The sequence below is a fragment of the Fictibacillus nanhaiensis genome (assembly GCF_042686385.1).
GTDB classification, from domain to species: domain Bacteria; phylum Bacillota; class Bacilli; order Bacillales; family Fictibacillaceae; genus Fictibacillus; species Fictibacillus nanhaiensis.
In genome coordinates this window covers 952,275-977,847 of sequence record NZ_JBHUPF010000006.1, presented here as the reverse complement: position 1 = coordinate 977,847, position 25,573 = coordinate 952,275, and the positions used below count along the sequence as shown (strand labels likewise).

The following is a 25,573-nucleotide window of genomic DNA, read 5'->3' as shown; positions in this document are numbered from 1 at the left end:
TCTTTTATTTCATAAAAAAAAGGCTAAAACCTATATCCTAATAGGTTTTGGCCTCCTTTTTTACTTCTCACGACTCTTTGTCATCTGTTGCCACACTGTACCCGCCGCTTCTTCTCCGCTTTGGATACGTTCGATCGCAATTTTCACTTGAAGAGATACTTCAAACTCCGGATCCTCTTGAGCAGCTTTTAATGCAGGAAGGGCTGTCTCGTCACCCACCTCAAATAAAAAGCGAGCCGCTCTCCATCTCACAAGTTTGTTTTTGTCTGATAAAGCATCACACATAACGGGTATTGCTTTTGCATTACCTAAATCAGATAATGCATCACCAGCTGTACGTCTTACCGATACATTCTTATCTTGCAAAGCCAAGTATAGAAGAGGTAACACCGCTTCATCTTCAATCATTCCTAAGTAAACAACAGCCAAACGTCTGATTGAAGGCTTTTCATCTTTTAATGCTTGCTTTAGTACCATAACATCATCAAGGGTTGGATTAATTCGTTCTAATGCAGCATAACGTGTCTGCCAATCGGCGTCACGTAGCTGTTTCGCTACTTCAGAGGTGGATAGTGCTTCGACTTCAACCTCTTGTTCAGATTCTGCGCTATACGCTTGTTTTACTAATTGATCTAAACGTTCTTGCGGGTAAACAGCTGATAGTTCTTCAGCAACTTCAATGCCAACTTGTTCAAACGTACCATAACGAATTCCTTGTTCTTCCCATTGTCTTTCCATAACAAGGTTATCGGAAGAATCTTGAGCCTCTAATGCAGCTTTAGCAAATCGTTCAGCTAGGCCCACTCTTTTTTCTTCTTGCTCGGTTTTAAGTTTGATCTGCATGGGAAGACCTCTAAACATTTGAACAAGAACCATGATTTCCTTAATCTCTTCTTCTTGTTGAGCTTGTTCATCAGTATGATTCAATTCTTCTTCTTGACCGAAAACAGATCGAACGCCTGACAATACATCTTCCCATTTGGCACGAGAATTTCGCTCTAACGCTATAAAGTCTGCAACGTGATAGATGCTTTTAACTCCATCCACTTTAAGTATGTCCTGAATGAATGCGGGAGCACCTTCTGCTCCATCTTTCGTATAGTTATAACGCTCAGTTCCTGGCAGTGTTTCAGACAGATTGATCTTCATTGAATTCGGGCTTGGAGTTGGTTCAATTCCAGTAATTTTCATCTTCACTCACTCCTTTTCAAGTTTTGAATTTATTTGTAACAGATAATTCTTAATCTGATCTTTTTCTTTATCTGTAAACTTATATTCACAATCTACACCCTCGTCGTGAGCAATAATTTCTTGGAGCTCACCGTTTCCATCATAGACAGCTAAAGCACTCGGCTCATGGAGCCCTTCAGGAAGTATCTCAATATTTTCTACCTCAAAAGAAATATATACATTTGTCCAAGGTCCAACCTGAACGACATCATGTCCTGTAAAACGTAAGCTTCCTTCAAAATAATTGGTGAATCCATATTTGTACATAGCCGTCCTCCAACTCAATATCTCTTATCTATTATAAGGAACAAAAGATAAAATCTCAAAACATGTAGTTTACACAATAAAGATAGATTTTAGACTCAAAAAGAGCAAACACAAATTGCGTGTTTGCTCTTCTATACTCTTTATTTGGTTAGTTCTCTAAGTATGGCTCTTACAGGACTTCCGTCTGCTTCTTCAAGGGCGAGTGGTAGAGCGACGAGTTCATATTCCCCTTCAGGAACTTCATCTAACAAAAGACCTTCTAATATATGAATGTTGTGCTCATAAAGAGCATGATGCGCCCCTAGTTCTTTGCTATCTAAAGGATCGACCGATGGCATATCAACACCGACCAATCCGACTCCACATTCGCTAAGAAATGGGACAGCTTCTGGTGATAAAGGGACGATTTCATCCGGAAACACGGAACGATCTTTCCAGCATCTTGTCTTAAACAGAACTCGTTTCGTACCGTCTTGGAGTTTTTCTTTCAAGCTCTCAATTGTTATCTCTTTTCTATTTGTCACGTCAATAACCATTGCTCGGCCTACATATAATTCAAGGTCTAAACCTCCGACTCTTTCGCCGCTATCTGTAAAGTGGTAAGGTGCATCAATATGAGTACCAGTATGCGTACTCATCTCTAATTTCCCAACGTTTACAGATCCAGAGTCTTCTTTCGTCCAAGCCAGATCGAAATGATAGGGCGTATCCCCTGGCCAGCCTGGTACACCCTTATAAAGCGGCATCGATATGTCATATAATTTCAAGTCAACCACTCCTTACGCGATCACTTCTCTTTTATTTTCATATTTCTCATATTCACGATTCTTCGTGATCTTACTTAAGATTTTGACTGCCTCAAATACATCGCGATAAGAATTATACAATGCAACAGGAGCTAAACGAATAATGTTAGGCGCTCTAAAATCTGGAACGATGCCGTTTTCTTTTAACGCTTTGCAAATTCTCGCAGCGTCATTGTGCATGAGAGCCACGTGTCCACCTCTTCTTGTATCATCTAGTGGGTTTACAATCGTAAACTCATTTTCGATCTCTTGATTCAACAGATCCATGAGCAACGACGTTAACTTTAAAGACTTTGTTCGAATTCGGTCGATCTTGGCTTCTTCAAAAATGGATAACGATCCGATCAATGGTGCTGTGCTCAACATATGTGGCGTTCCAATTTGGTAACCACCCGCAGAATTTTCCGCATCAAAGTGATGATCCATATCAAACTGCGTTTCTTTTTTGCTGCCAAACCAGCCAGAAAGCCCAGGCGTTTTCGTAAAATGCTTCTCATTCACATATAAACCGCCTACTCCGCCTGGTCCAGCGTTTACATATTTGTAATTGCACCAAAAAGCAAAATCAACTCCCCATTTACTCAGTTCATGAGGAATAGCGCCGATCGAATGACAAAGATCGAATCCAATCGGTATATTTCTTTTATGAGCTTCACGCGTCAAGCGTTCTATATCTAATAATTGTCCACTTCTATAGAGAACAGAAGGAAGTAAAATAAGAGCTACATCCTCTGTCATCTTATCAATAATGTCTTGTTCATCAAGCGTTAGTCCATTCTGGCTTCCTACTTGAATTAAGTCGGTGTCAGGATTTAATCCCTTTAATTTCAACTGACTTTGTAAGCCATAAATATCAGACGGGAAAGTGAGTTCATCTGCTAGAATCTTCGTTCTTCCGTTCTTCGGTTCAAAAAACGTAGCCACCATTTGATGAAGATTTACCGTAGTTGAACCTGTAACAATGACTTCTTTCTCTTTTGCTCCAACGAGTACAGATAACTTTTCTGCTAGTTTTTCACTAAGAGTAAACCATGGATACTTACCACCCATCCATCCGTCTATTCCATGCTCTTTCCAGTCATTTAATACATCAAGCAAAGACTGTTCTGCACGTTTAGATAGAAGTCCTAGTGAATTTCCATCGAGATAGATCGATTCATCCTTTGTATAGAACTCTTTTTTAAAAGAAGCTAGTTCATCATTTTGGTCCATTTGTTCTACTATTTCCACTGTGATTTGTCTCATTTTGTACTTTCCTCCCGAATGCAAGTATTGGAACCGTTTTCAACACAGAGTAATTTGACATATACATATCCCCACTTCTTCCATTATGATAGACACAAAGGGGGTGTTACCACTGAAACGTCTTTGGTGGTTCACAGGAATTGTAGTCGTATTCTTTTCGACAATCGTATTTATATATATGTATAATAACGCAGATTTACAGACGGTAGAAGAAAAAAAGACACCAAAACAAGAAAATACAGCAGTGCCAAAAGAAATAAAAACAGAGCCAATCACTCCTGAACCAGAAGAAAAAATATCGGATCTTACACTTGCGGCGGTTGGTGACATCTTAATTCATGATACGGTTTATAATAAAGCGAAAACCGCAAAAGGATATGATTTTAATCGTAACTTTAACTCAGTAAAATCCTATCTAACAGCCCCAGATATTACGATAGCTAACCAAGAAACAATGATCGGTGGTACCCAACTTGGTCTATCATCTTATCCATCTTTTAATTCACCACATGAAGTCGGAGATGCGTTAAAAGCAAATGGAGTCGATCTCGTAACGCTAGCTAACAACCATACACTTGATCGAGGAGAAAAGGCGATCATAAGCGCTTTAAATTATTGGAATCAAATAGATGTGATGTATACGGGAGCTTATCTAACGGACAAAGATCGGCAAAACATCCGATTAATCAAAAGGAATGACATCACCGTGTCCTTTTTGAGCTATACATATGGAACAAACGGAATCCCAGTACCTACAGGAAAGAATCATCTTGTCAATCTGATCGAAGTGGAACGAATCAAGCGAGACATTAAAGAGGCTAGAAAGTTATCAGATGTAAATGTAGTATCTTTACATTTCGGTAATGAGTATGAAAGAATGCCAAATGATTTTCAAAAGAATATCGTGAAAATAGTCACCGAAGCTGGCGGTGACATCATTATCGGTCACCATCCACACGTTCTGCAACCCGTAAAATGGGAAACGGCAAGTGATGGATCGAAAACCTTCGTCGCTTATTCTCTCGGGAATTTCTTATCTGGTCAAAGGCGTGAATACAAGGACATTGGTGGAATCGTTCAACTGAAGGTCACGAAACGTCAAAAAGGAACGGAAAAAACCATTGAATTATCTGAACCGAAATTTCTTCCAACTTACGTAGATCAACCTTTTGTGATACATCCTATGAAAGACTTACCTGCCATGAAGAAGTCTTATGAAGAAATAAAAACACACATGAGACAATGGGTTCCCGAACTTACTTTCTTTGAATAAAAAATGCTGACTCCGATATTCATAGGAGTCAGCTTCTTTTATTTTCCTTTTGATCTTGGGCTTTGTGTATCTCTTTTTGGTAGTTCATCACTGAATTTTTCATCAGAGAATTCTACGTTCGTCATGCTTTCTGATGGGGTTGAGTTATTTTTCTTTGCAGCATCCCAAGAGTGTTTACGTTTTGTCATGGTTATTCCCTCCTTGTTTTTAGCATGTGTATTTTTCGTAAAAATAATAAAAGAGACAGATCTTAGAATCTGTCTCTACAAAATGGAATCGTTATAATACCATCGCTGCAATAAATCCAAAAGCGATCAATGGAATATTGTAATGCAAAAATGTTGGCACACACGTATCCCAGATATGATTGTGCTGATTATCTACATTAAGACCAGATGTAGGACCTAATGTACTGTCAGACGCTGGGGATCCTGCATCACCTAAAGCAGCAGCTGTACCGATTAAGGCGATCGTCGCCATAACACTTAATCCTAATTCTCCAGCTAGTGGCACAAAAATAGTTGTTATGATCGGAATGGTTGAGAACGAAGAGCCGATTCCCATCGTTACGAGCAATCCGATAATTAACATCAGTAGAACACCGAGAGCAGTTGAGTTTCCGATAAATGCAGCACTATCTTTAACTAATGTTTCAACTTCTCCTGTCTCACGCATAACAGCTGCAAAGCCTGCGGCAGAAATCATAACAAATCCAATGTAAGACATCATTTTCATACCTTCAGTCAATATTGCATCTGAAGCATTTAACTTTAGCTGTCCGCTAAAATACAGAACGATGATACCTGATAATGCTCCAAAGATCATTGAATCCGTTTTTAATTGTACGAATAAGGTTGCAACAATGGCGAGAACTGCTACAAAAATCGAACGAGTTGTATAAGATACATCATCGGTTTTGGTCATCCCAGTCGTTCTATCTTCATATTGACGTGGCTTACGATACGTTATAAAAACAGCGATCAATAGACCTACAATCATTCCGAGAGATGGAATCGTCATCGCAGTAGGGATCTGATCCATCTTTACGGTTAGTCCACTGTCTTTCATGTTTGTTTGAAGAATCTCATGAAAGATTCCTCCGAATCCTACCGGAAACCACATGTAAGGTGTGATCAATCCAAACGTAATGACAGTCGCAACTAACCTGCGATCAAGTTGCAGTTCATTTAAAACGTGCAGCAAAGGTGGAATAAAAATTGGAATGATCGCAATATGAACTGGAATTAAATTTTGTGAGAATGAAGAAATCATAAGAATGATAAATAAGAGAAGTACTTTTGATAACGACTTCTTTTTCGATTCTCCTTCTTTCCCGACCAATACGATGGCTTTTTCAACCATCAGTTTTGGAAGTCCTGTCCGAGATAACGCTACAGCAAAACTTCCTAATAATGCATAACTTAATGCTATGACTGCATTCGAACCTAACCCTTCAGTAAATACTGTTATGGTTTCTGTCAAACCCATTCCTGCTACAAATCCACCAACTAAGGCTCCGATTAACAAGGCTACAACAACATGTATACGTAAAAGGCTAAGTACTAGCATAACAGCTACCGCTAATACTACAGCATTCATTTTGATTTCCTCCTTAAATAACTTTATTGCTTTATTTCGCTAAATCGCTAATATGTTAAACCTTTAACAAATTAACATGGATAATAGTGTTTTGTCAAACACAAAACAAAAACTGGTTCTCAACAGAGAGAACCAGTTATTTATCCTTCCGATTATGCTTTAAAGTTTCTTACAAAGTTAACGAGTGTTCGAACCATAACACCAGTTGCTCCTTTAGGACCTAACTCTGTGGATTTTCCAGAATAGGCGGTACCTGCTATATCTAAATGGACCCATGGCGTATTTTCAGCAAACTCACCTACAAACAATCCACCTGTAATGGCATGACCAAGTCTACCAGTTGAGTTGTTAAGATCAGCAACATCACTTGTTTTCAACATATCTTTAAACGGCTGAAAACTCGGAAGGAGCCACAACAATTCCGCCTCATCAGCTGCAGATTGCTTTATATGTTCATAGAACTCTTCGTTGTTCGTTAGAGCACCAGTTGTACAATCTCCTAGTGCAACGACTACTCCACCCGTCAAAGTCGCAACGTCAACAATATACTTTGCTCCTTGTTCCTTTGCATACGTAATCGCATCGGCAAGTATGAGACGACCTTCTGCATCCGTATTTCGAACCTCAATGGTCTTTCCACTCAGTGAAGTGATCACATCGCCTGGCTTCATAGCTTCTCCGTTGATCAAGTTCTCTGAAGAAGGAATCACAAACATGATATTAATCTCAGGCTTTAGTCGGCCGATCGCCTCCATCGCTCCTAATACCGCTGCACTTCCACCCATATCGCTTTTCATCTCATGCATGTTGAGAGCGGGTTTAATGGAATAGCCGCCCGCATCAAATGTTAAACCTTTACCTACTAGAGCAACATATGAGTCTTCCTTTTTACCGCCTTGATACTTTACCGTAATCAATTTAGGAAGCTGATCTGATCCTTTACTAACCGCCAGTATCGCTCCCATTCCAAGCTTCTCCATATCTTCTTTTTCAAGGATCTCATATTCCATGCCATATTCAAGTGCCACATCTATTGCTTCAGCAGCAAGATCTGTAGGTGTTAGAAGATTGGCAGGTGTGTTTACAAGATCTCGGGCAAAGTTAATGCCTTTCGCATAAGCAAACCCGCTTGTCAACCCAGCTTCTGCTCCACTGTTTTCCGTATAAACCGTTACAGATTCTAAGCGTTTTTGTGGTTCATTCGTTTTCTTTTTATAGTCTTCAAATTTATAAACGGCAGTACCAGCTGCTTCACTAAAAGCATGAGCAAGCTTTTCGATTGAAAGCTGATTCGTATGAAACGTATCCAGCAATATCGAAAATTGTGTTCTCTTTTCTTTAGTTATTTCTTGTACGGCTCTTCCAAACGTACTTCTAGCTTTATCATACGTAAAATCTTCACGTTTTCCTAAACCTGCAAAATAAATTCGTTTCGTACCGAGCTGACCAAGTGTATGAAGCTTTTTGATACTTTTTAGGCGATTGGAAAGATCCCCTTCTTTTATTAGATCAGTCAGTGTTCCGTTTAATCCATGATCCATATCTGCCATTACACCAGTTAGCTTTGGTTCTTGAAATAAACCGACCAGTAGGACTTCTTCTTGTTCGTTAGTGTTCCAAAGTTGTTTAATCGTAAACATGTTAAAGTTCCCCCTTATTGTTTGAGCTCCGCATCTCATTATACTCTTTCTTTTAGAATATTTCGAATTCACGATGCTTTATTCTTCTAAATTTAAATAAAGTTTTGAAAGAACAGGTAGTTGAACTACCTCTTCAAAATTCACTCTATCTATATCATTCGGAATAGTTTCAAGACATTGATCAATAAACACTAATACTCTCTCCACATTCAACTGCCAATAGAATGGTTTATACGGAGTTAGATACTCTTTAGCTACCCTCATCATTTGTCTGGCTCCCTTAAGATTTCCATATTCATAATGATAGAGAGCGACCGTCATCTGTAGCAATCCCTTGATAAACAGGTTACTGCGGTCTGTGAGCCATATTTCTTCTAATAAATCGTGACCTGTGTAATAATCACCATCGTTAAAAACAATAAAAAATTCATAATACTCCTCGGGAAAATACTCCATTCTTGTTTCCTCCCTCAATCAAACCATGTTATGCAAAGATTGAAGTAGCCCTAAATCGGGTAACAACTATCTAAAACAGCCATACTATAAACCACCCTATTGAAAGGATAATCCTCATGCCAGATATTCTAATGAACTTTCCATTATTAGCAGCTTTACTTGGTGTATTTTCTGCACAATTCTTAAAAATCCCTATACATTTTTATCATACTAAAAAAATACGATGGGAGTTATTTATTAGTACCGGAGGAATGCCTAGTTCACATTCAGCTGCTGTTACATCATTAGCAACAGCCGTTGGAGCTCTGCACGGAACGGGATCCACTCTCTTCGCAATAGCTGCCATGTTTGCGATTATTGTCATGTACGATGCAAAAGGTATACGTTGGCATGCAGGAGAACAAGCAGCTGTATTGAATGACTTAGTAGAAGAATTCAGAAACCACGTGAGGGAATCAGAAAAATTTCAAGAAAAAAAGGTGGAAGAACAAAGGAAAGAATTGAAAGAACTTCTCGGACATCGTCCGAGTGAAGTATTCTTCGGCGGACTTCTTGGAATTCTCCAAACATTACTCTTATCTTGGTTGTTCATATCATAGGAGGTTCTTCTCTTTGAGAATCATTTCAATTTGTCCAAGTAACACAGAACTGTTGCATTATTTGGGTTTAACTTCGAAGTTGGTCGGAGTCGATGATTTTTCGGATTGGCCAAAAAGCATCGAAAACCTTCCACGTTTAGGTCCAGATCTATCGATTGACATGGATAAACTTCAGTCTCTTGCTCCCGAATTAGTATTAGCTAGTTTGAGTGTCCCAGGGATGGAGAAGAATATAGCAGAGTTAGAACGACGCAGTATTCCACATGTTATATACAATCCACAAAGCCTTTCTGATATCCAGAATGATCTCTTCGATCTGGGTAAAAGAACAGATACATTAGCAGAAGCTACAAAAGTAATAGAGTGGATGAAGAATGAGATTACCCAATACGAGAAAATAAGTAACTCCATAAAAAAAAGAAAAAAAGTGTATTTTGAATGGTGGCCAAAACCTGTTTTCACACCTGGTAAGGTGAACTGGCTAACAGAGATCGCTAATCTAGCAGGTGGAGAAAACGTCTTTCAAGACGTTGAACTGGCAAGTGTACAAACAACTTGGGAAGATGTTGTAAGCCGTAAACCAGATATCATCGGTATGGTTTGGGTTGGTGTCAAAACAGAAAAGATGAAGATCTCCCATATACAGAAGCGAGAGGGCTGGGACCATTTAGAGACCAATCTTCGAACTGAGCTTTTCAAACTTGAAGAATCTCTCTTTTGTCGTCCTTCACCACGGTTAATCATCGGCATGAAACGCCTAGCTGCACTTGTCCATCCGAATCACTTTCCTGCTTTCTTACCAGAGGAAGAAGAGAGCTACATAGAAAAGCTTCAGGTCACTAGAACCTGAAGCTTTTATCACTTATATAAGTATTGTTGCCTAAACACTTGCATGGACTTTTCTTCATTAAGATTATTCAGTTCACTTTCTGTTATCTTTCCATCTCCACGCTCAACGATATACACAGCAATATTTTTCTTACCCCACTTTTGATACACTTCATCTACCGTATTATAAAATAGATCTAATCTCTTCCCTTTAATAGCTGATCCGGTATCCGCAACTACTCCATATCCGTATCCTGGAATCCATAAAACGGTGCCGATCGGAAAGACTGCAGGATCTGCTGCAATGGTTGAATAGAGGTCTCGTCTCACCTTTAAACCTGACTTAGTGATACCGTACGCAGGATGACTTTTAGTCTTACCCGTACTCTCATGGCCAGCCGTATATCCTGTTGCAGTCACATTTACAGAAGGATATTGAGTAAAGTCCATTTCTTCTTCAATGGATCGCTGTTTCACTTCAGCAGATGAAAGCATCATATTAGGTCTATAGATCGTAGGTAATGTCTTCAGGGATTGTGTTAAAACACTAAGCGTAGCCTCAACGATCTTGTTGTCTGATTGTTTTTCATCTAGCCAAGTTACCAGATCATCCGCCTCTACACCAGAAATGGAACGAAATGTTGTAAATAATGCACAAACAAAAAAGATAGCAATCATGGTTCTCTTTACAAATTTTCTTAAAATCAGCAAAAATTGTCCACTCCTCTCCTATCTATTCCTTCCCTGGCTCATTAATATGTATACCTGTTTGGAATAAAAGGAAAAAAGCGCAAATAAAAAAAGCCCCTAAATTAGGGGCTTTTAAAACATTTGATATCCGCGTACTCGAAGCATCTTGATAGCAATTCCAGAAAGAATCGCACCGATCAATCCACAAGCAAGTATCGTAATATCCGATACTGACAAATTCAAAAGATCACTTCCAAGTAGCTGAAAGCTCGTACCTGGCTTAGTAAAATACTCGAAAAAACGAATGTCATCTACGATCATTATGACGACTATTGGATATAGAATAACCATAAACCAAGTAGCACGTAAAAGCATGTTAAACAAGAAACCGATTCCAAAGAATAGAACCATAAAAAGCAACATTGAAATAATGAATTGCGGCAATAGCAAATCCATGATGTAGACACCCCCATATATCTGACGTTAGTTTACTAAACGGGGGCATTTACGTCAATCGTGTTTGAGAGCGTTACAATATTAAGCTCTTTTTTTGCCGCTTCCGCAGCATTCTACACACGTTTCAGATCCTCCAAGCAAGAGCTGAAAATAACCTTTCCCCTCACAGTATGGACATTGATCATGTTTTTTCTGAATCGCATGTTTTCTCATGTTGTAACACTCCCTCTTTTTTTGTTTAAATTTTCAGATAATAATAACAAGGAAATGTATGATTGAAAAACCTATTTTAGAGTGAAATATCCTGATGTAAGCGTCATCATCATCAATATTCTTTAATTATCAGAATATTTCGTACATTTTTACTGAAACGTCTATAAAAAAATAATCATCAGAGCTTCTCTGAGAGCTCTGATCAATATTTTAATAATACTTCTTTATCTACAATCCATTATTTTATAAGTCGTATAGCCGAATACATCTCCAGGATTAATGTTATCTTCTAGGAACTTCACTTTATTATCTAAAAAAAAGTGAATCATTAATGATGTATCAGGATCAGCTCTCAGTTCTTCAGGCGTCATGAACGCAGCAGTTTCAATTTCACTTGAATGCTGTGAAAGATCTCCACGCTTTTTTCTTAATAAGAAGACAACCATATTATCACTGATTGTTTCTCTAATAACACCCGAGCGGATACCAAGTATGGTACTTACTTCTCCAACGATTCCTGTCTCTTCGTACACTTCTCTTACAGCAGCTTCGTCCACGGTTTCTCCAGCATCTACAAAGCCAGCTGGGATAGACCACTTCCCTTTCAGTCCACCGTAGTTTTTTTTCACGACTAGCCATCTTCCATACTCATCGATCAACAAGCCAGCCGCAGCAAGCCAAACGTTTCCTCTGTCTTTTTTTGTCATCCGCACGCTCGCCCTTTCACATGTATTATGCACTTTATGAAGGATTACTCTATGGTTCTTTACTCTACTCGCTTCGATGCAAGTTGATTGTAGCATTCCAATCAACAGCAACAATAAAAACAGCCAAGAAATAAAAAAAGAACAGAAGCTTGACGCTTCTGCTCTTAGTTTACCACTATCTATTAAAACAGTTTTAATTTACCTTTTTTAATAACCATCGGTACCCCACCAAGTAAGAACAGGTAGCGGTTATCGATTACTTTTTTCATTGCCGATGCCGTAGCACCAAATAATTTCTTGTTCCCAACTTTACCGATTGCTTCACCTTTACCAAGGGACGCAACTGTTCCTTTAATATCAGGCTTAAATTCTTCAAGTTTTCCACCGTTCATCAATGCTTTGATGTTACGGCCGATTGTGTAAGCTTGTTGAATAGCGATTTGAGCAGTTGGAGGATATGGACGGTTTGCTTCCTCATCGATGATGAGTGCACAGTCTCCTGCAACAAAAATATAATCAAATCCAGGCATGCGAAGATCTTTGTCTACTTTAACACGTCCGCGCATCGTTTCGAAACCAGCTTCTTCAACTAGATGGTTACCACGTACTCCACCAGTCCAAACGATTGTAGCAGCCTTGATCTCTTCACCATTTGCAAGGATAACTCCATCTTCATTACACTCTTTGATCGGTGTGCTTACAAGGAATTCAACGCCACGACGTTCTAAGTTATTGATCGCGTACTCAACAAGTTCTTCATCAAATCCTGGAAGTACTGTTGGAGCAGCTTCAATATTAACGATACGAACTTTTTCGCGAGGAATATCATATTCACGGCAAAGTTCAGGAACACGGTCAGCTAGTTCACCAACAAATTCAATTCCTGTAAATCCAGCTCCACCTACTACGATTGTAATAAGTTCATCAGGTTGTCCTTCGTTATTGTAACGAGCAAAAGAATAGTCGATATGCTCGCGAATCTTACGAACAGAGTTGATGCTGCGAATGCTGAACGCATTTTCTTTAAGACCTTGGATACCGAACGTTTCAGGGTCAGAACCAAGGGCAATAATTAAGTAGTCGTATGTTAATTCTTGATTATCTAGGATAACAAGCTTTTCATCTTTTTTAATTTCTTTAACTGTATCTTGAACAAAGTTCACTTTGTTCATATCGATGATGTTATCGATCATGATACGTGTTTTGTCATGATGTAAAGTTCCCGCTGCGTTCTCATGAAGCCACGTTGTTTGGTAATGATAGTTGTGCTTGTTAACTAACGTGATTTCAGCTTCGTCTGAACCTAGCTCTTTTTGTAAACGTACAGCTGACATGATTCCACCGTAGCCGCCGCCTAATATTAAAATTTTTGGCTTACTCATTTCATTCACTTCCAGTTCTCATTTTTTTTAGTTTGACCTTTTCAATCATTAAATATGATGGAAAGGAATAGATTGTGATATATTTCACGTAATAAGATATAAATAAATGCAAAAAACGTTCGAAATATCGACATTTTTTAACCATACACCCTCATCTTATTCCTTTTTTCTTGTTTTTTCAACCCCTTTTTCGTTATGATGATGTTTCAATTTCTAATGGAGTATGCCTATCATAACATTGAATAGATTGTCAAAATCTACAAAACAAAAAGAGGACTTTGGGCATCCTTCAAGAATGTAAAATGAGAGTTAGCACGTTCTGGTCAGAACATATTACATGTTCATCAGTCATAAATCTAGAAGAGGTGAAAGTTATGACAAAAGAAATTTACGATATCACGATTATTGGTGGAGGACCTTCAGGCTTGTTTGCTGCATTCTATGGTGGCATGCGTCAGATGAAGGTGAAGATTATTGAGAGTATGCCTCAACTTGGCGGTCAGTTATCTGCTCTTTATCCTGAAAAGTACATATATGATGTTGCTGGATTTCCTAAAGTTCTTGCTCAAGATCTCGTTAATAGCCTTAAAGAACAGGCAATGCAGTTCAACCCAACCGTCGTGTTAGAAGAGTCGGTTCAAAACGTGGATAAAAATGAAGAAATCTTCGAGTTAACAACAGATAAAGCTGTCCATTACAGCAAAGCAGTATTAATTACTGCTGGCGTAGGTGCATTTCAACCACGTCGTTTAGAACTAGCGACCGCTCAACAATACGAAGGTAAAAACCTACATTATTTCGTAAACGATTTGAACGCATTTGCAGGAAAACGCGTCTTAGTTTGTGGTGGAGGAGATTCTGCTCTAGACTGGTCATTGATGCTTGAACCTATCTGTCCAGAAATCACATTAACTCATAGACGTGATAAGTTTCGTGCTCACGAACATAGTGTTGAACAGTTAATGAATTCAAAAGTTGCTGTGAAAACTCCTTATCAAATAAAAGAGCTGATCGGTGACGGGGATATGATCTCAGCAGTTGTTTTAGAAAATGGAGATGTTAAAGAAACGGTTGAAGTGGACGCTGTTGTCGTAAATTATGGTTTCATCTCATCTCTCGGTCCCATTAAAACGTGGGGCTTAGATATTCAAAAGAATTCAATCGTAGTGAATTCCAAAATGGAAACTAATATTAAAGGAATTTATGCGGCTGGTGATGTATGTACGTATGATGGCAAAGTAAAATTGATCGCTTCAGGTTTCGGAGAAGCGCCTACAGCAATTAACAATGCTAAATCTTATATCGATCCAAACGCGAAGACTCAGCCTTTGCATAGCACAAGCTTATTCTAAACTTAAGTTTGCGCGGGGGAAAGCACCTGCGCATTTTCATTTTTTTAATCAAGTACTTATTGTTTAAAAGGAGAAAGTAGAAGTGAACAGACAGTTTACTGAAGAAGAAATGCATGTCGCTGACTGCCTTCAAGAGATTCAAAAGATCATCAATCAGTTACATATCACAGACGAATCCTTTCTAGAAGATACGAAAAGAGAACTTCCACGTTTAACAGAATTAATGGAAGACCTAGAAAAATACACGGTGGAATAAATTGCTTATGGATAGCAAACGTCCTATCTGTTATGATTGTTTGTGAGGCGGACAAGTGCCGCTGACTGATATGAATTTTTACCCGGTGTTGGCGCGCCGGGTTTTCTTTTATCCTTTTTTAGTTAAGGAGATTTACATAATGGAGACTAACTTAATACTAGGTATTGTTTTCTTTATACTGGGTACCTTTCTAATGCCAATTGGTTTAAGAGAGCAACATAAACAGAAGAAATATTTACTTATTGGTGCTGCTGTCTTATCAGATATCCTTGGCGTATTGTTTATCTTTAATATTCTTTAACACAAAAAAAGCTCCTACCTCTTATTCTGAAGGCAGGAGCTTTTTCTTTAGTTTTAACACTCTTCTGGTGTACCAGCGTTTGTCGCTGTACGGAATGATGATCCACAGCCACATGATGCAATAGCATTCGGATTCGTAATCGTAAATCCTCCACCCATCATGTTCTGTTTAAAGTCGACGACCGTTCCTTTTAGAACTTTCGCACTTTCTTCATCTACTACTACTCGGATTCCTTCAATGATCTCTTCTTGGTCTGAATCACTTTTATCACTATCAAAACCCATACCATAAGAAAGACCTGTACATCCGCCGCCTTTAACCGCTACACGTAGAAATTGATTTTGATCTTCTTCATCAGCAAGCATTTCTTTGATCCTACTCGCTGCACTTTCTGTTATCTCAACGATCATCGTGATCACTCCTCTAATAAGGATCTATATCTATAGTATAACGACTCTTATATAAGCCCTCAAGGAATCGGCTTTACATTAATTATCTTTTTGCTGCATCTCCATAATCTTATTATGAGCCTCATCAATTTTTCTACTATAATTTAAAACCATTGGATGCTGCAGACCTAACGCGTTCGCAGCCTTTATCATTTTATTACGCAATGCCTCTAATTGTTCGATCTTTTCAAGTCTAGTGGCTGGTATTGTGGCTCTCATTTTTGTCACTCCACTCTTCGTTTTCAACATATTCGTTCCTTTTATTTTACATTTTTTCTATTTATTAGACAACGAGTCCATAGTAAAAAATCAAAACTTTTTACATACAAGCTACCTGTAAAAAGCAGCTTCCCTTGTCGTAAAGTTTGAATAGGATTATAATGATTATGCAATTAAGACATGTATTGAAGTCTTATGATACATAAGTATTCGTATAAATTTGGTAAAGAGAGAGTGTCGCTTTATGCCTATCTCTTAAAAAAATGTGTACATCATCCGAACATTTCATTTGAAAAATTAGGGGGATTAGAAATGGCAAATATATTAACGCTAGACACGCGTATGGAGGCAATCGCCGAAAAGGTTAAACACGGAGAGCGTCTTTCTATTGAAGACGGGTTATACCTATATGAGACGAATGATCTTTTGAGCGTCGCTTCTTTAGCAAATGAGGTAAACAACCGTAAGAACGGCGACAACGTTTATTTCATTGAAAACTTGTATATCAATCCGACAAACGTTTGTGAAGCTACTTGTAGTTTCTGTGGATTTAAGCGTAAGCCTGGTGAAGAAGGCGCTTATACGATGAACGATGAGCAGTTGTTGAGTTATGTTGAAAAACGATGGAACGATAATATTCGAGAGTTCCATATCGTCGGTGGGCATAATCATGAAGTGCCATTTGATTATTATCTTGATACGATTCGTACGTTAAAGAAACATTATCCTCAAGTTACGATTAAAGCCTATACAGGTGCTGAAATCGAGTTCTTCTCTAGAATTGCTGGACTTTCAATGAAAGAAGTACTTGAAGAACTCATTAAAGCTGGTCTAGATACGATGCCAGGTGGTGGTGCTGAGATTCTTACAGAACGCTACCGTTTAAAGATGAGCCCAGACAAAGCATCTACTGATCAGTGGTTAGAGGCACATGAAATCGCTCATGGTCTTGGTTTAAAAACACATGCAACCATGTTGTATGGATCTATAGAGACAAAAGAAGAACGTCTCATTCATATGGACCGTTTGCGCCAACTTCAAGATTCAACGAACGGCTTTATGGTATTTATCCCACTAGCTATGCAGCCTCGTACACAATCCATGGGGCTAATAAGAAGAACTTCGGCTTTTGATGATATGAGAACCATCGCAATCAGCAGACTGATGCTTGATAACTTTGACCACATCAAAGCCTATTGGATCAATATTGGCGTTCAGTTAACTCAGATGGCATTAACGTTCGGTTCTAGTGACATCCATGGAACGTTGATCGAGGAAAGAATTTCTCACGCTGTTGGAGCCTTAACATCATCAGGTATCACACGTAAAGAACTCGTACACTTGATCAAAACAGCTAACAAAGTTCCTGTAGAACGCGATACATTCTATAACATCATCCAAAAATATTAAAAAGTGGAGGCGATTGTGCCTCCACTTTTTTATTTCTGATTATTTAATCCATTTCACAACATCATTAAGATCCTGGCGAACTTTTGGACGGGGTTCATTAACGCGATAGCCGAATCCTACCATTACAGCTACCTCAAAGTTTCCGCCTTCAAGTACTCCTTCTTTTTCTAAAATAGCCTGAACTTTCTCTTGATCAAACCCTTCAATCGGGCAAGAATCAATTCCAATCTGCGCAGCCGCTGTCATCATATTTCCTAGTGCAATATAGACTTGTTTAGCCGCCCAATCGAACATTGCACGATCGTTTCCAAGAAGCTTAAAGTCCGATTCTAAAAACGTCTTATAGAACCCGCTGATCGCTTCATACGCTTCTTTCGGAAGTTTCTTCACTTCTGTCATCATATGCTCAATGTATTCTGAATCATAAATCATATCTTCTGCAGTACGTGCAAGCATCACGACATAGTGACTAGCTGTCGGTAATTGCTTTTGTGCACCCCAAGAAACGGGTTTCAACTGTTCGCGCAACGCTTGATCTTGAATGACAACAAAACGCCAAGGCTCAAAGCCAAATGAACTCGGTGAAAGACGCCCTGTTTCTAAAATAAATGCAAAGTCTTCATCTGAAATCTTTTTCTCTGGATCAAATTCCTTTGTTGCATGTCTGAACTGAAATGCGCTTAGTATCTCTTGTTTTTTAGCTTCTTTATTCATGATGATTTTATCGCCCCTTCAATATTTTTAAATGTAATTAAGTTGTTTTGTCACCCTACACGCTATATTATAAAAGTAATAACAAAAATGAAAAGTACGCACATTTTTGTGTCATAGTATCATTTTTTATACTAAAGGAGTATTTCTATGAATAATCAGCAATTCGACCTTTCCAATTGGCAGTCTCACGGCTATTCATGTCCAGTCGAAGCGACTCTTGATATTATCGGAGGTAAGTGGAAAAGCGTAATTTTGTATCATCTGATCGACGGAGAGATACGTTTTAATGAACTAAAACGTCTTGTTCCTGGAATCACACAGCGAATGCTTACTCTACAGTTGCGAGAATTAGAGCGTGATGGAATCATTCATCGAGAAGTTTATAAACAAGTCCCTCCGAAAGTGGAATATTCTCTAACTTCGTTTGGTGAAACACTAATCCCTATTATAAAGTCCATGCTTCACTGGGGAATCGAACATACGGAGAAAATCGTTCAACATCGTGAGCAAGCTGAAGTTAAGGATTAAAAAAAGAAAGCATCTCTGCTTTCTTTTTTGTCCCATGCTAAACGTCTGACCGTTTATCTATTAGTATGATATTCACCCGTACAGATTATTTCCGCTGGACCGGTCATCCAAACATCTCCATTATCCTTCCAATTGATGATAAGATCTCCTCCTGCTAAATGCACAGTAATGTCTGTATTTCTTGCCGCTCTGTTATTTAGAACGGCCGCTACAGCTGCTGCACAAGCTCCTGTACCACAAGCTTGAGTAATTCCTGATCCTCTCTCCCAAACCCTAAAGTGCATTTCACTTTTTGACACAAGTTCAACAAACTCAGCATTTACCCAATCAGGAAACATTGGATCTTTTTCGATGATTGGCCCTAACGAATGCAGAGGTGCATCCTCAATGTTATCCACAAAGAATACTGCATGCGGATTACCCATTGATACAGCAGTTAGTTTTAATGGTGTATCGTTGAATGAGACATCCTCATTCACCACTTGTTGGAGGTGGTTAAATCCAATGACAGGAATTTGTTGAGGTTGAAGGATGGGTTTCCCCATATTAACCGTGACTAGTGATACTTTATTGTTGTTTTCAGTTTTTACTTTTGCAGTTACTAATCCACCGAGTGTTTCAATCTGAAATTCAGTTTCTTTTACAATGTCGTTTTCGTATGCATATTTGGCTACACAACGAAGTCCATTTCCACAATTTTTTGCTTCAGAACCATCATTATTAAAGATTCGCATCTTTACCGGAGCTGATTCGCTTGGGCAGATCAGAATCATTCCATCTGATCCGATGCCTGTGTAAGGATTTGAGATATCCACTGCTAACTTCGCCAGCTCAGCTTCATCAATCGTCTCTTCAAACATGTTTATATAGATGTAATTATTACCTAATCCATGCATTTTTGTGAATTTCAACGTATCCATCGCTTTAACATGACTCCTTATGATTGACCTCTCAATTTTTCATCCGTATAAAAATAATCATCGTCGGCATTTAGTATGGTTAACTTGCCGTGACAACAAGGCATGATGAGTATCTGTTTAATTCCCTCTTGAGCAAGATTTAATTGTTCTTCTTTAAAGGAAGTTAAAACATTGTCTTGTTGGCAGAACGGACACTCCGAAATATAAATATCTTTCATCATTCTTTCATAAGGCCATGTATATTCAAATGTTAACTTCATATCAGTTCATCCTCTATTTGGAAGGTATGGTTGTTGCATATTCGTTCACAACTTACATTTTTTAAAGTATAATGGGTGAAGTAACAAAATACAATAGCGATCCATCTTCGGGGCAGGGTGAAATTCCCGACCGGCGGTATTTGAAGATTCCCTCTTCATCAGCCCGTGAGCTTAGAAAAGCCGAAACAACCGTTTAGACACGACCAGCACTTAACTCTTGACCAAAGACACGCTTTTTGTGTCTTAGGGCTAGAGGTAAGTGACCTCGAGTGTCTGGTTGATTGAGGCTAGACATCGCATCGATGTAACTCTTTGCTGATCTGGTGTAATTCCAGAGCCGACAGTATAGTCTGGATGGGAGAAGATGTAGGTACAGCGGTTCAATTTTTAAATAGAACCCTTTGTTTAAGCATGCCGTTTATCTGTGCATCTTTTACATGCTGTTTATCATACTTACAAACTCCCTTAGTCTCATTAACTGACTAAGGATTTTTTGTGTGAAGCAGGCTGTGCTGCATTCGAAATCATGAGATGGCGCAACACAAAAGAGGAGAGATTTCAATGCAAAAGGGAAAGATTAAACAAATGGTAGCGGTATCGATGCTCAGTACGATTGCTTATGTGCTGATGATGCTCGACTTTCCGTTCCCTGGGTTACCTCCATTTCTAAAGATTGATTTTAGTGAGGTACCTGCACTACTAGCTGCAATCATTTTTGGACCAGCAGCAGGAGTTATGGTAGAAGCCATAAAAAATGTTCTACACTACGGTATAGTAGGAAGCTTTACAGGCGTACCAGTAGGTCAATTAGCAAACTTCGTGGCCGGTATTCTTTTCATTCTTCCAGTATCCTACTTATTCCGCAAAAAGAATTCTGTTAAACGTCTTTCAGTGGGCTTGATTTTGGGAACGGTTTTAATGACATTTATGATGGGGCTGCTTAACTATCTCATCATTTTACCAGCTTATACGTGGTTCCTTGGCGCAGATCCGATGTCTAGCCAGATGATGCTTGATCTTATCTTAAAAGGTATAACACCATTTAACTTAATAAAAGGTACGATTATTACACTGTTGTTCGTAGCATTATACAACCGAATGCAGCCTTGGGTGATGAAACAGATCGCTCAGCAGGCTTAAATAGATAAAACCGCAGGGGGATGATTCCCACTGCGGTTTTTTATTGTCCCGCTGCTGTAGGGGTATCTAGCTTGTTTAAAGAGCAGATTTGTTGTCGATATTTGGCGAATGGCCTTTATTTTAAAATTTAGACTTAATCGGGCGCCGTTACGACTTAATTAGCTCTTATTTCGACTTAATTTTGTGTGTTTAGACTTAATTATAGATGGAGATACCCTAGCTGGTATTATTCAGGGACCATGTTCCAGATATATGTTAGTGAATTTCATAGCTCACTATCCGCTAAGGAATCACGCTAACAAAAAAAGATGCTCAAGCATACGCTTGAGCATCCCCTTTTAAACCATTCTTATAGAATGAACATTCCTGCAATTGCACCACTTAGTAGGTTTGCAATTGTTGCTGCGATTACAGCGCGCATTCCAAGTCTTGCGATGTCTGGACGACGGCTAGGTGCCATTGCTCCAAGACCACCTAAAAGGATTGCGATTGAAGAAAGGTTTGCGAAACCACAAAGTGCGAAACTTACAACCGCTACCGTTTTCGGCATTAAGTCTGGAATTTGAGGTGCGAATGAAGAGTAAGCAACGAACTCGTTCAATACGATCTTTTGACCGATAAACGTACCCGCTTTAACTGCTTCTTCCCAAGGAACACCGATGATGAACGCGATAGGAGCAAAAAGATAACCTAGAATTTGTTGAAGTGTGATCTCATAACCGAACCAGCCACCGATTCCGCCAAGGATACCGTTTACTAGAGCGATAAGTGCGATGAAAGCAAGTAACATTGCCCCAACGTTTAGCGCGATTTGAAGTCCATCTCCAGCACCTTTTGCTGCAGCGTCGATTACGTTTACTGTATCTTTGTCACGCTCTAATTTGATCTCACCCATTGTTTCCGGTTCTTCTGTTTCAGGAACAATGATCTTAGCGATCGCAAGTCCTGCCGGAGCACACATAAAGCTTGCTGCGATTAGGTATTCAAGTGGTACACCTAATAGATAATAACCAATCAATACAGAACCTGCTACAGATGCTAGTCCACCTACCATGACAGCAAATAGTTCAGATTGAGTAAGACGGTTCATATAAGGACGAATAACGAGAGGTGCTTCTGTTTGACCTAAGAAAATGTTGGCAGTAGCACTCATTGATTCTGCTTTACTTGTTTTTAAAAGTTTAGATAAAGCTCCCCCTAAAATTCTTACCACCCATTGCATGATTCCTAGATAGTAAAGAACTGAGATTAGAGAAGAGAAGAAAATGATAACGGTTAATACTTGAAACGCAAAGATAAATCCTTTACCTTCTGCAGGAATCATACTTCCAAACAAGAAAGTAATCCCTTCGTTTGCGTAAGCAACAACGTTTGAAACTTTTTGTGAAACGCCTTGCAATGCTTGCTTTCCGGCATCCCATTTAAGAACGATTAATGCAAAAGCAACTTGAATTGCTAGAGCACCAATTACTGTTCTCCAGTTAATCGCTTTCTTATTTTGAGAAAGTAAGAATGCGATTACAAGAAGAACGAGCATTCCACCTAATCCCCATAAAATTTGCATATTCGTACACCCCTTTTGTAATTTGGAAGAAAACGCTTACCATTAGCACGTTAGTTGTCAGACATCCAATGACTGACCCTTTTCTAATGTAACAAATTTCGACAAAAAAGCAATCGTTTTTCTAAAAATTATATGCTAGATATTTTTCCCAATCCGTTTGTGTGTATCCATGAAAAAAAGCAGCTATCCATTTTTCGAATAGCTGCTTTTAAAACATTCCGTTTTCTTCTATATGAGTGTAAATATTTTTAACAAGTTCATCTGATGTTTCTCCATGAACAATATCGCCGTTTACGAGAGCAAACATCGATTTGGCACAGTGTCCACAATAGCCCAGACAACCATACTCAATGACATCAAGATCGTAGTCTTTTTCAAGTTCTTCGAGCGCCTTTTGTGCACCACTTGCTAAATTACTTACACAAAACTCTATAATCGGTCTCATTAAATTCTTCACCTCTTAATGAATCCATCCTAACGGTTTCTACTGTTGTAGTCAATGTAAACACTCATTCTTCCTTGTGTTTTTTCCATAAAAGAGTTGTGAAATTGTTGCAAAGTGCTATACTTAAACATGTCAAAAACGTGTAATCGTTTACTTATTTCAAGTTAAGGTTATTTACTTATATAAAAGCATTTTAAAAACAGATAAGAATTGTCTTGAAAGAAAAGGGGAAATGACAAATGAAACACCTCGTTTTACTTGGCGGAGGATATGGAAATATGCGTGTGCTAAAGAGACTTCTTAATTCCTCAGACCTCCCTGAAAACATTCAGCTTACGCTTATTGATCGTGTACCTTACCATTGTTTAAAGACCGAATATTATGCACTTGCTGCAGGAACTATATCTGATCATCATGTTCGTGTAACTTTTCCAGACCACCCTCGCCTGAATATTAAATACGGCGAAGTTACAGCAATTGATGTAAAAGAAAAGAAAGTTCTATTAAAAGACCAAGATGCGGTCGCATATGATGACTTAGTTATTGGCCTAGGTTGCGAAGATAAATATCATAATATTCCCGGCGCTGACCAATTTACGCTCAGCATCCAGACCATTGATAAATCTCGTCAAACGTATCAAATTCTAAACAACTTGCATGCTAATGCAGTTGTTGCAGTAGTAGGTGCTGGTCTATCTGGTGTAGAGTTAGCCTCTGAACTTCGTGAGAGTCGTCCGGACCTTGCCATTAAACTCTTTGACCGTGGGGATATGATTCTGTCCGCTTATAAGAAGAGACTAAGCAATTATGTACAAAACTGGTTTGTTGAACACGGCGTTGAAGTGATCAATAACTCTAATGTTACAAAAGTTGAAGAAGGCGCTCTTTATAATCACGATGAAAAAGTAGAATGTGATGCCATCGTTTGGACAGCAGGTATACAGCCAAGCCGAATCGTTCGTGATTTGGATGTAGAAAAAGATAGTCAAGGACGTGTTGTTCTTGCTGAACATCATCACCTTCCAACGGAAGAAAATGTCTATGTTGTTGGAGATTGCGCGAGTCTCCCATATGCACCAAGTGCTCAATTAGCAGAGGAACAGGCAGAACAGATCGCACAAGTCCTCCTCGCTCGTTGGAACGAGCAGCCTCTTCCTGAGATGAACGAAATCAAACTAAAAGGCGTTATGGGTTCTCTCGGTAAGAAGAGCGGATTTGGTACGATGGGAAGTACAGCACTTATTGGCAGAGTTCCGCGTTTATTAAAATCAGGTATTCTTTGGTTATATAAATATCAAGTATAAGAAAAGACCCATGCAAAATGCATGGGTCTTTTTCCGTATTTTACCAATAATAAGGACGGAATCGACGAATGCGGTAAAATGGGAAACCAAACACACCGAAGCCTGGGAAGAATGGCCCTACAAAAATGATACGGCTATTTCGATCAGCTTTCTCGCCTGGCATGATCATATACATATTATCTTGATCATAGCTATGCAATTGACCGTGATATACATTTCCATCATTCATTTCGATCGTAACCTTCTGCCCCATGTACGCGAGACAAAGATCATGGAAATGATGGTGATGATGTCCAGCAAATGAGGACGACTCATCTTTATGACTTTTACCTTTTAAAGGGTTCAACAATACAATTTGCCTCCTTTTCTCCATACATCTTATTCTTAAGAGAAGTACAAGGCGTGTGTACAAACCCAAAATAAAAAAAATAGGCGCTTAACTTACAGCGCCGAAACCATTCTGTTCTATAATTGCATAAATCGTTTTTAAGTTCGGATTACCTTCTGCTACTACTTCCCCATCAATCACAACGACAGGATAAAAAAGGTCCTCTTCTACAATTCTTTTTGAAAATGCGTGATCGATCTCATTTTCCGTTCTTTCCATGTCTATATAAAGAACATTAAACAATAAGTTCGGAAACTTTCTTGAGATTGCTGCTTCTAGCCATTCAGCTGTTTCTTTTGCTGAAGGAAGATGAACACAGCTGGCACATTTTTGTTCCGCTCCATATACTTTAATACTAAATGAGTTACTCATGAAGAATCACCTCAATGTATGCGCTTATTTGCTTTCATCATACCTTATTTCTCATAAAAGAAAAAGGAGCAAATATCATGATGCTTGCTCATGGATTTTTTATTCCATATCCCGTATACTAAGAGTAAGTTCTTTTTAAGAAAGGAGCCTTGATTATTATGGCTGAAACTCAAAACTTAGAGATGCGTGAACAAGTTGAAGAAGTTCTTGATAAATTACGCCCGTTCCTTCTTCGTGATGGAGGAGACGTGGAATTAGTGGATATTGAAGAAGGTGTAGTAAAAGTACGCCTTATGGGAGCATGTGGTAGCTGCCCAAGTTCAACAATCACACTAAAAGCAGGTATCGAACGTGCACTTCTTGAAGAAGTTCCTGGTGTTGTTGAATTAGAACAAGTATTTTAATAAAACGCAAGAAGCCGCTCAATCTAGAGCGGCTTCTTTTTTTGATGTTTATTGTAAGCTCAAAGCTGTTGGTTTCCTTTTCAGGTGCTCGCTTTCCGCGGGGCAGGCGGTGAGCCACATTCGTTCGTTTCACTCTTAAGTGTCTCACCTTCCCAC

The 25,573-nt window shown here is 38.9% G+C and carries 33 protein-coding genes; 11 read left to right on the top strand and 22 right to left on the bottom strand.

The window, feature by feature from the left end; all coding sequences use genetic code 11:
• Positions 1-60 precede the first annotated feature (60 nt).
• From ACFS5O_RS08500 to kynU, 4 genes are all read right to left on the bottom strand, one after another.
• Positions 61-1,191 carry a conserved virulence factor C family protein gene (locus ACFS5O_RS08500; protein WP_205727171.1) on the bottom strand — a complete coding sequence of 377 codons (1,131 nt, stop codon included), beginning with the start codon at positions 1,189-1,191 and terminating at the stop codon, positions 61-63.
• Positions 1,192-1,197: 6 nt separating this feature from the next.
• Entirely contained in the window at positions 1,198-1,497 is a 300-nt protein-coding gene (locus tag ACFS5O_RS08495) for a hypothetical protein (RefSeq protein ID WP_205727172.1), read from the bottom strand.
• Positions 1,498-1,637: 140 nt separating this feature from the next.
• A complete protein-coding gene (gene kynB / locus ACFS5O_RS08490; RefSeq protein WP_205727173.1) occupies positions 1,638-2,264 on the bottom strand; it encodes an arylformamidase in 627 nt (208 codons plus the stop codon).
• A gap of 12 nt (positions 2,265-2,276) precedes the next feature.
• A complete protein-coding gene (gene kynU, locus ACFS5O_RS08485; RefSeq protein ID WP_205727174.1) occupies positions 2,277-3,548 on the bottom strand; it encodes a kynureninase in 1,272 nt (423 codons plus the stop codon).
• A 103-nt stretch (positions 3,549-3,651) separates the two neighbouring features.
• Here kynU and ACFS5O_RS08480 point away from each other — a divergent pair, with 103 nt between their 5' ends.
• Positions 3,652-4,821, top strand: a complete 1,170-nt coding sequence (locus ACFS5O_RS08480) for a CapA family protein (RefSeq protein WP_318300266.1) — start codon at positions 3,652-3,654, stop codon at positions 4,819-4,821.
• A 38-nt stretch (positions 4,822-4,859) separates the two neighbouring features.
• Here the strand turns inward: ACFS5O_RS08480 and ACFS5O_RS08475 are convergent, their stop codons facing one another.
• The 4 genes from ACFS5O_RS08475 to ACFS5O_RS08460 form a co-directional block, all read right to left on the bottom strand.
• A complete protein-coding gene (locus ACFS5O_RS08475) occupies positions 4,860-5,009 on the bottom strand; it encodes a hypothetical protein (RefSeq protein WP_205727175.1) in 150 nt (49 codons plus the stop codon).
• 91 nt (positions 5,010-5,100) lie between these two features.
• Entirely contained in the window at positions 5,101-6,420 is a 1,320-nt protein-coding gene (locus ACFS5O_RS08470; protein ID WP_205727176.1) for a Na+/H+ antiporter family protein, read from the bottom strand.
• A gap of 152 nt (positions 6,421-6,572) precedes the next feature.
• The gene (locus ACFS5O_RS08465) at positions 6,573-8,060 is read right to left on the bottom strand and encodes a leucyl aminopeptidase (RefSeq protein WP_205727177.1); all 1,488 of its coding nucleotides are present in this window, start codon (positions 8,058-8,060) and stop codon (positions 6,573-6,575) included.
• A 78-nt stretch (positions 8,061-8,138) separates the two neighbouring features.
• On the bottom strand, positions 8,139-8,516 hold the full coding sequence (locus tag ACFS5O_RS08460) for a DUF309 domain-containing protein (RefSeq protein ID WP_205727178.1): 378 nt from the start codon (positions 8,514-8,516) through the stop codon (positions 8,139-8,141).
• A gap of 116 nt (positions 8,517-8,632) precedes the next feature.
• Here ACFS5O_RS08460 and ACFS5O_RS08455 point away from each other — a divergent pair, with 116 nt between their 5' ends.
• Positions 8,633-9,115: a divergent PAP2 family protein gene (locus tag ACFS5O_RS08455; protein ID WP_153237560.1), complete on the top strand. Its 483-nt coding sequence runs from the start codon at positions 8,633-8,635 to the stop codon at positions 9,113-9,115.
• 13 nt (positions 9,116-9,128) lie between these two features.
• A complete protein-coding gene (locus ACFS5O_RS08450) occupies positions 9,129-9,965 on the top strand; it encodes a cobalamin-binding protein (protein WP_205727179.1) in 837 nt (278 codons plus the stop codon).
• Positions 9,966-9,973: 8 nt separating this feature from the next.
• Here the strand turns inward: ACFS5O_RS08450 and ACFS5O_RS08445 are convergent, their stop codons facing one another.
• From ACFS5O_RS08445 to ACFS5O_RS08425, 5 genes are all read right to left on the bottom strand, one after another.
• Complete coding sequence (locus ACFS5O_RS08445) at positions 9,974-10,621, bottom strand: 3D domain-containing protein (protein ID WP_379839624.1); 648 nt, start codon at positions 10,619-10,621, stop codon at positions 9,974-9,976.
• A 144-nt stretch (positions 10,622-10,765) separates the two neighbouring features.
• Entirely contained in the window at positions 10,766-11,089 is a 324-nt protein-coding gene (locus tag ACFS5O_RS08440) for a YuiB family protein (RefSeq protein ID WP_066397224.1), read from the bottom strand.
• A gap of 81 nt (positions 11,090-11,170) precedes the next feature.
• Positions 11,171-11,302: a YuiA family protein gene (locus tag ACFS5O_RS08435; protein ID WP_171005383.1), complete on the bottom strand. Its 132-nt coding sequence runs from the start codon at positions 11,300-11,302 to the stop codon at positions 11,171-11,173.
• A 224-nt stretch (positions 11,303-11,526) separates the two neighbouring features.
• Positions 11,527-12,009 carry an NUDIX hydrolase gene (locus ACFS5O_RS08430; RefSeq protein ID WP_205727180.1) on the bottom strand — a complete coding sequence of 161 codons (483 nt, stop codon included), beginning with the start codon at positions 12,007-12,009 and terminating at the stop codon, positions 11,527-11,529.
• Positions 12,010-12,191: 182 nt separating this feature from the next.
• Positions 12,192-13,391 carry an NAD(P)/FAD-dependent oxidoreductase gene (locus ACFS5O_RS08425; RefSeq protein WP_066397232.1) on the bottom strand — a complete coding sequence of 400 codons (1,200 nt, stop codon included), beginning with the start codon at positions 13,389-13,391 and terminating at the stop codon, positions 12,192-12,194.
• Between the two features lie 374 nt (positions 13,392-13,765).
• On the opposite strand from ACFS5O_RS08425, the gene ACFS5O_RS08420 reads away from it, so the two are divergent.
• The 3 genes from ACFS5O_RS08420 to ACFS5O_RS08410 all read left to right on the top strand — a co-directional run bounded on the left by ACFS5O_RS08420 (position 13,766) and on the right by ACFS5O_RS08410 (position 15,300).
• Positions 13,766-14,743, top strand: coding sequence for an NAD(P)/FAD-dependent oxidoreductase (locus ACFS5O_RS08420; protein WP_205727181.1), 978 nt, complete (start codon positions 13,766-13,768; stop codon positions 14,741-14,743).
• 82 nt (positions 14,744-14,825) lie between these two features.
• The gene (locus ACFS5O_RS08415) at positions 14,826-14,999 is read left to right on the top strand and encodes a hypothetical protein (protein WP_205727182.1); all 174 of its coding nucleotides are present in this window, start codon (positions 14,826-14,828) and stop codon (positions 14,997-14,999) included.
• 139 nt (positions 15,000-15,138) lie between these two features.
• On the top strand, positions 15,139-15,300 hold the full coding sequence (locus ACFS5O_RS08410; protein WP_205727183.1) for a hypothetical protein: 162 nt from the start codon (positions 15,139-15,141) through the stop codon (positions 15,298-15,300).
• Positions 15,301-15,353: 53 nt separating this feature from the next.
• Here ACFS5O_RS08410 and ACFS5O_RS08405 read toward each other — a convergent pair whose 3' ends face one another.
• Both ACFS5O_RS08405 and ACFS5O_RS08400 read right to left on the bottom strand, forming a co-directional pair.
• Positions 15,354-15,710, bottom strand: a complete 357-nt coding sequence (locus tag ACFS5O_RS08405) for a HesB/IscA family protein (protein WP_144703288.1) — start codon at positions 15,708-15,710, stop codon at positions 15,354-15,356.
• Between the two features lie 78 nt (positions 15,711-15,788).
• Complete coding sequence (locus ACFS5O_RS08400; RefSeq protein ID WP_205727184.1) at positions 15,789-15,968, bottom strand: aspartyl-phosphate phosphatase Spo0E family protein; 180 nt, start codon at positions 15,966-15,968, stop codon at positions 15,789-15,791.
• Between the two features lie 312 nt (positions 15,969-16,280).
• On the opposite strand from ACFS5O_RS08400, the gene mqnE reads away from it, so the two are divergent.
• Positions 16,281-17,378 carry an aminofutalosine synthase MqnE gene (gene mqnE, locus ACFS5O_RS08395; RefSeq protein ID WP_205727185.1) on the top strand — a complete coding sequence of 366 codons (1,098 nt, stop codon included), beginning with the start codon at positions 16,281-16,283 and terminating at the stop codon, positions 17,376-17,378.
• A gap of 39 nt (positions 17,379-17,417) precedes the next feature.
• On the opposite strand, the gene ACFS5O_RS08390 is transcribed toward mqnE, so the two are convergent.
• Positions 17,418-18,092, bottom strand: coding sequence for an NAD(P)H-dependent oxidoreductase (locus ACFS5O_RS08390; protein WP_205727186.1), 675 nt, complete (start codon positions 18,090-18,092; stop codon positions 17,418-17,420).
• A gap of 147 nt (positions 18,093-18,239) precedes the next feature.
• Between ACFS5O_RS08390 and ACFS5O_RS08385 the strand changes: the two genes are divergently transcribed.
• A complete protein-coding gene (locus tag ACFS5O_RS08385) occupies positions 18,240-18,620 on the top strand; it encodes a winged helix-turn-helix transcriptional regulator (protein ID WP_205727187.1) in 381 nt (126 codons plus the stop codon).
• Positions 18,621-18,673: 53 nt separating this feature from the next.
• Here the strand turns inward: ACFS5O_RS08385 and dapF are convergent, their stop codons facing one another.
• Both dapF and ACFS5O_RS08375 read right to left on the bottom strand, forming a co-directional pair.
• A complete protein-coding gene (gene dapF / locus ACFS5O_RS08380) occupies positions 18,674-19,540 on the bottom strand; it encodes a diaminopimelate epimerase (protein ID WP_205727188.1) in 867 nt (288 codons plus the stop codon).
• A gap of 17 nt (positions 19,541-19,557) precedes the next feature.
• Positions 19,558-19,800 (bottom strand): hypothetical protein, encoded by a 243-nt coding sequence (locus ACFS5O_RS08375; protein ID WP_066397245.1) that lies wholly within the window; start codon positions 19,798-19,800, stop codon positions 19,558-19,560.
• Positions 19,801-20,361: 561 nt separating this feature from the next.
• Here ACFS5O_RS08375 and ACFS5O_RS08370 point away from each other — a divergent pair.
• Positions 20,362-20,940, top strand: coding sequence for an ECF transporter S component (locus ACFS5O_RS08370; RefSeq protein WP_318300267.1), 579 nt, complete (start codon positions 20,362-20,364; stop codon positions 20,938-20,940).
• A 349-nt stretch (positions 20,941-21,289) separates the two neighbouring features.
• Here ACFS5O_RS08370 and ACFS5O_RS08365 read toward each other — a convergent pair whose 3' ends face one another.
• Both ACFS5O_RS08365 and ACFS5O_RS08360 read right to left on the bottom strand, forming a co-directional pair.
• On the bottom strand, positions 21,290-22,504 hold the full coding sequence (locus tag ACFS5O_RS08365; protein ID WP_205727189.1) for a NupC/NupG family nucleoside CNT transporter: 1,215 nt from the start codon (positions 22,502-22,504) through the stop codon (positions 21,290-21,292).
• Between the two features lie 208 nt (positions 22,505-22,712).
• Positions 22,713-22,949, bottom strand: coding sequence for a YuzB family protein (locus tag ACFS5O_RS08360; protein ID WP_066397251.1), 237 nt, complete (start codon positions 22,947-22,949; stop codon positions 22,713-22,715).
• Positions 22,950-23,188: 239 nt separating this feature from the next.
• On the opposite strand from ACFS5O_RS08360, the gene ACFS5O_RS08355 reads away from it, so the two are divergent.
• Positions 23,189-24,253: an NAD(P)/FAD-dependent oxidoreductase gene (locus ACFS5O_RS08355; protein ID WP_205727190.1), complete on the top strand. Its 1,065-nt coding sequence runs from the start codon at positions 23,189-23,191 to the stop codon at positions 24,251-24,253.
• A 40-nt stretch (positions 24,254-24,293) separates the two neighbouring features.
• Here the strand turns inward: ACFS5O_RS08355 and ACFS5O_RS08350 are convergent, their stop codons facing one another.
• Positions 24,294-24,602: an LSM domain-containing protein gene (locus ACFS5O_RS08350; protein WP_205727191.1), complete on the bottom strand. Its 309-nt coding sequence runs from the start codon at positions 24,600-24,602 to the stop codon at positions 24,294-24,296.
• A gap of 87 nt (positions 24,603-24,689) precedes the next feature.
• Positions 24,690-25,013 (bottom strand): YuzD family protein, encoded by a 324-nt coding sequence (locus ACFS5O_RS08345; protein ID WP_205727192.1) that lies wholly within the window; start codon positions 25,011-25,013, stop codon positions 24,690-24,692.
• 158 nt (positions 25,014-25,171) lie between these two features.
• On the opposite strand from ACFS5O_RS08345, the gene ACFS5O_RS08340 reads away from it, so the two are divergent.
• Positions 25,172-25,417, top strand: coding sequence for a NifU family protein (locus ACFS5O_RS08340; protein ID WP_066238880.1), 246 nt, complete (start codon positions 25,172-25,174; stop codon positions 25,415-25,417).
• Positions 25,418-25,573 lie beyond the last annotated feature (156 nt).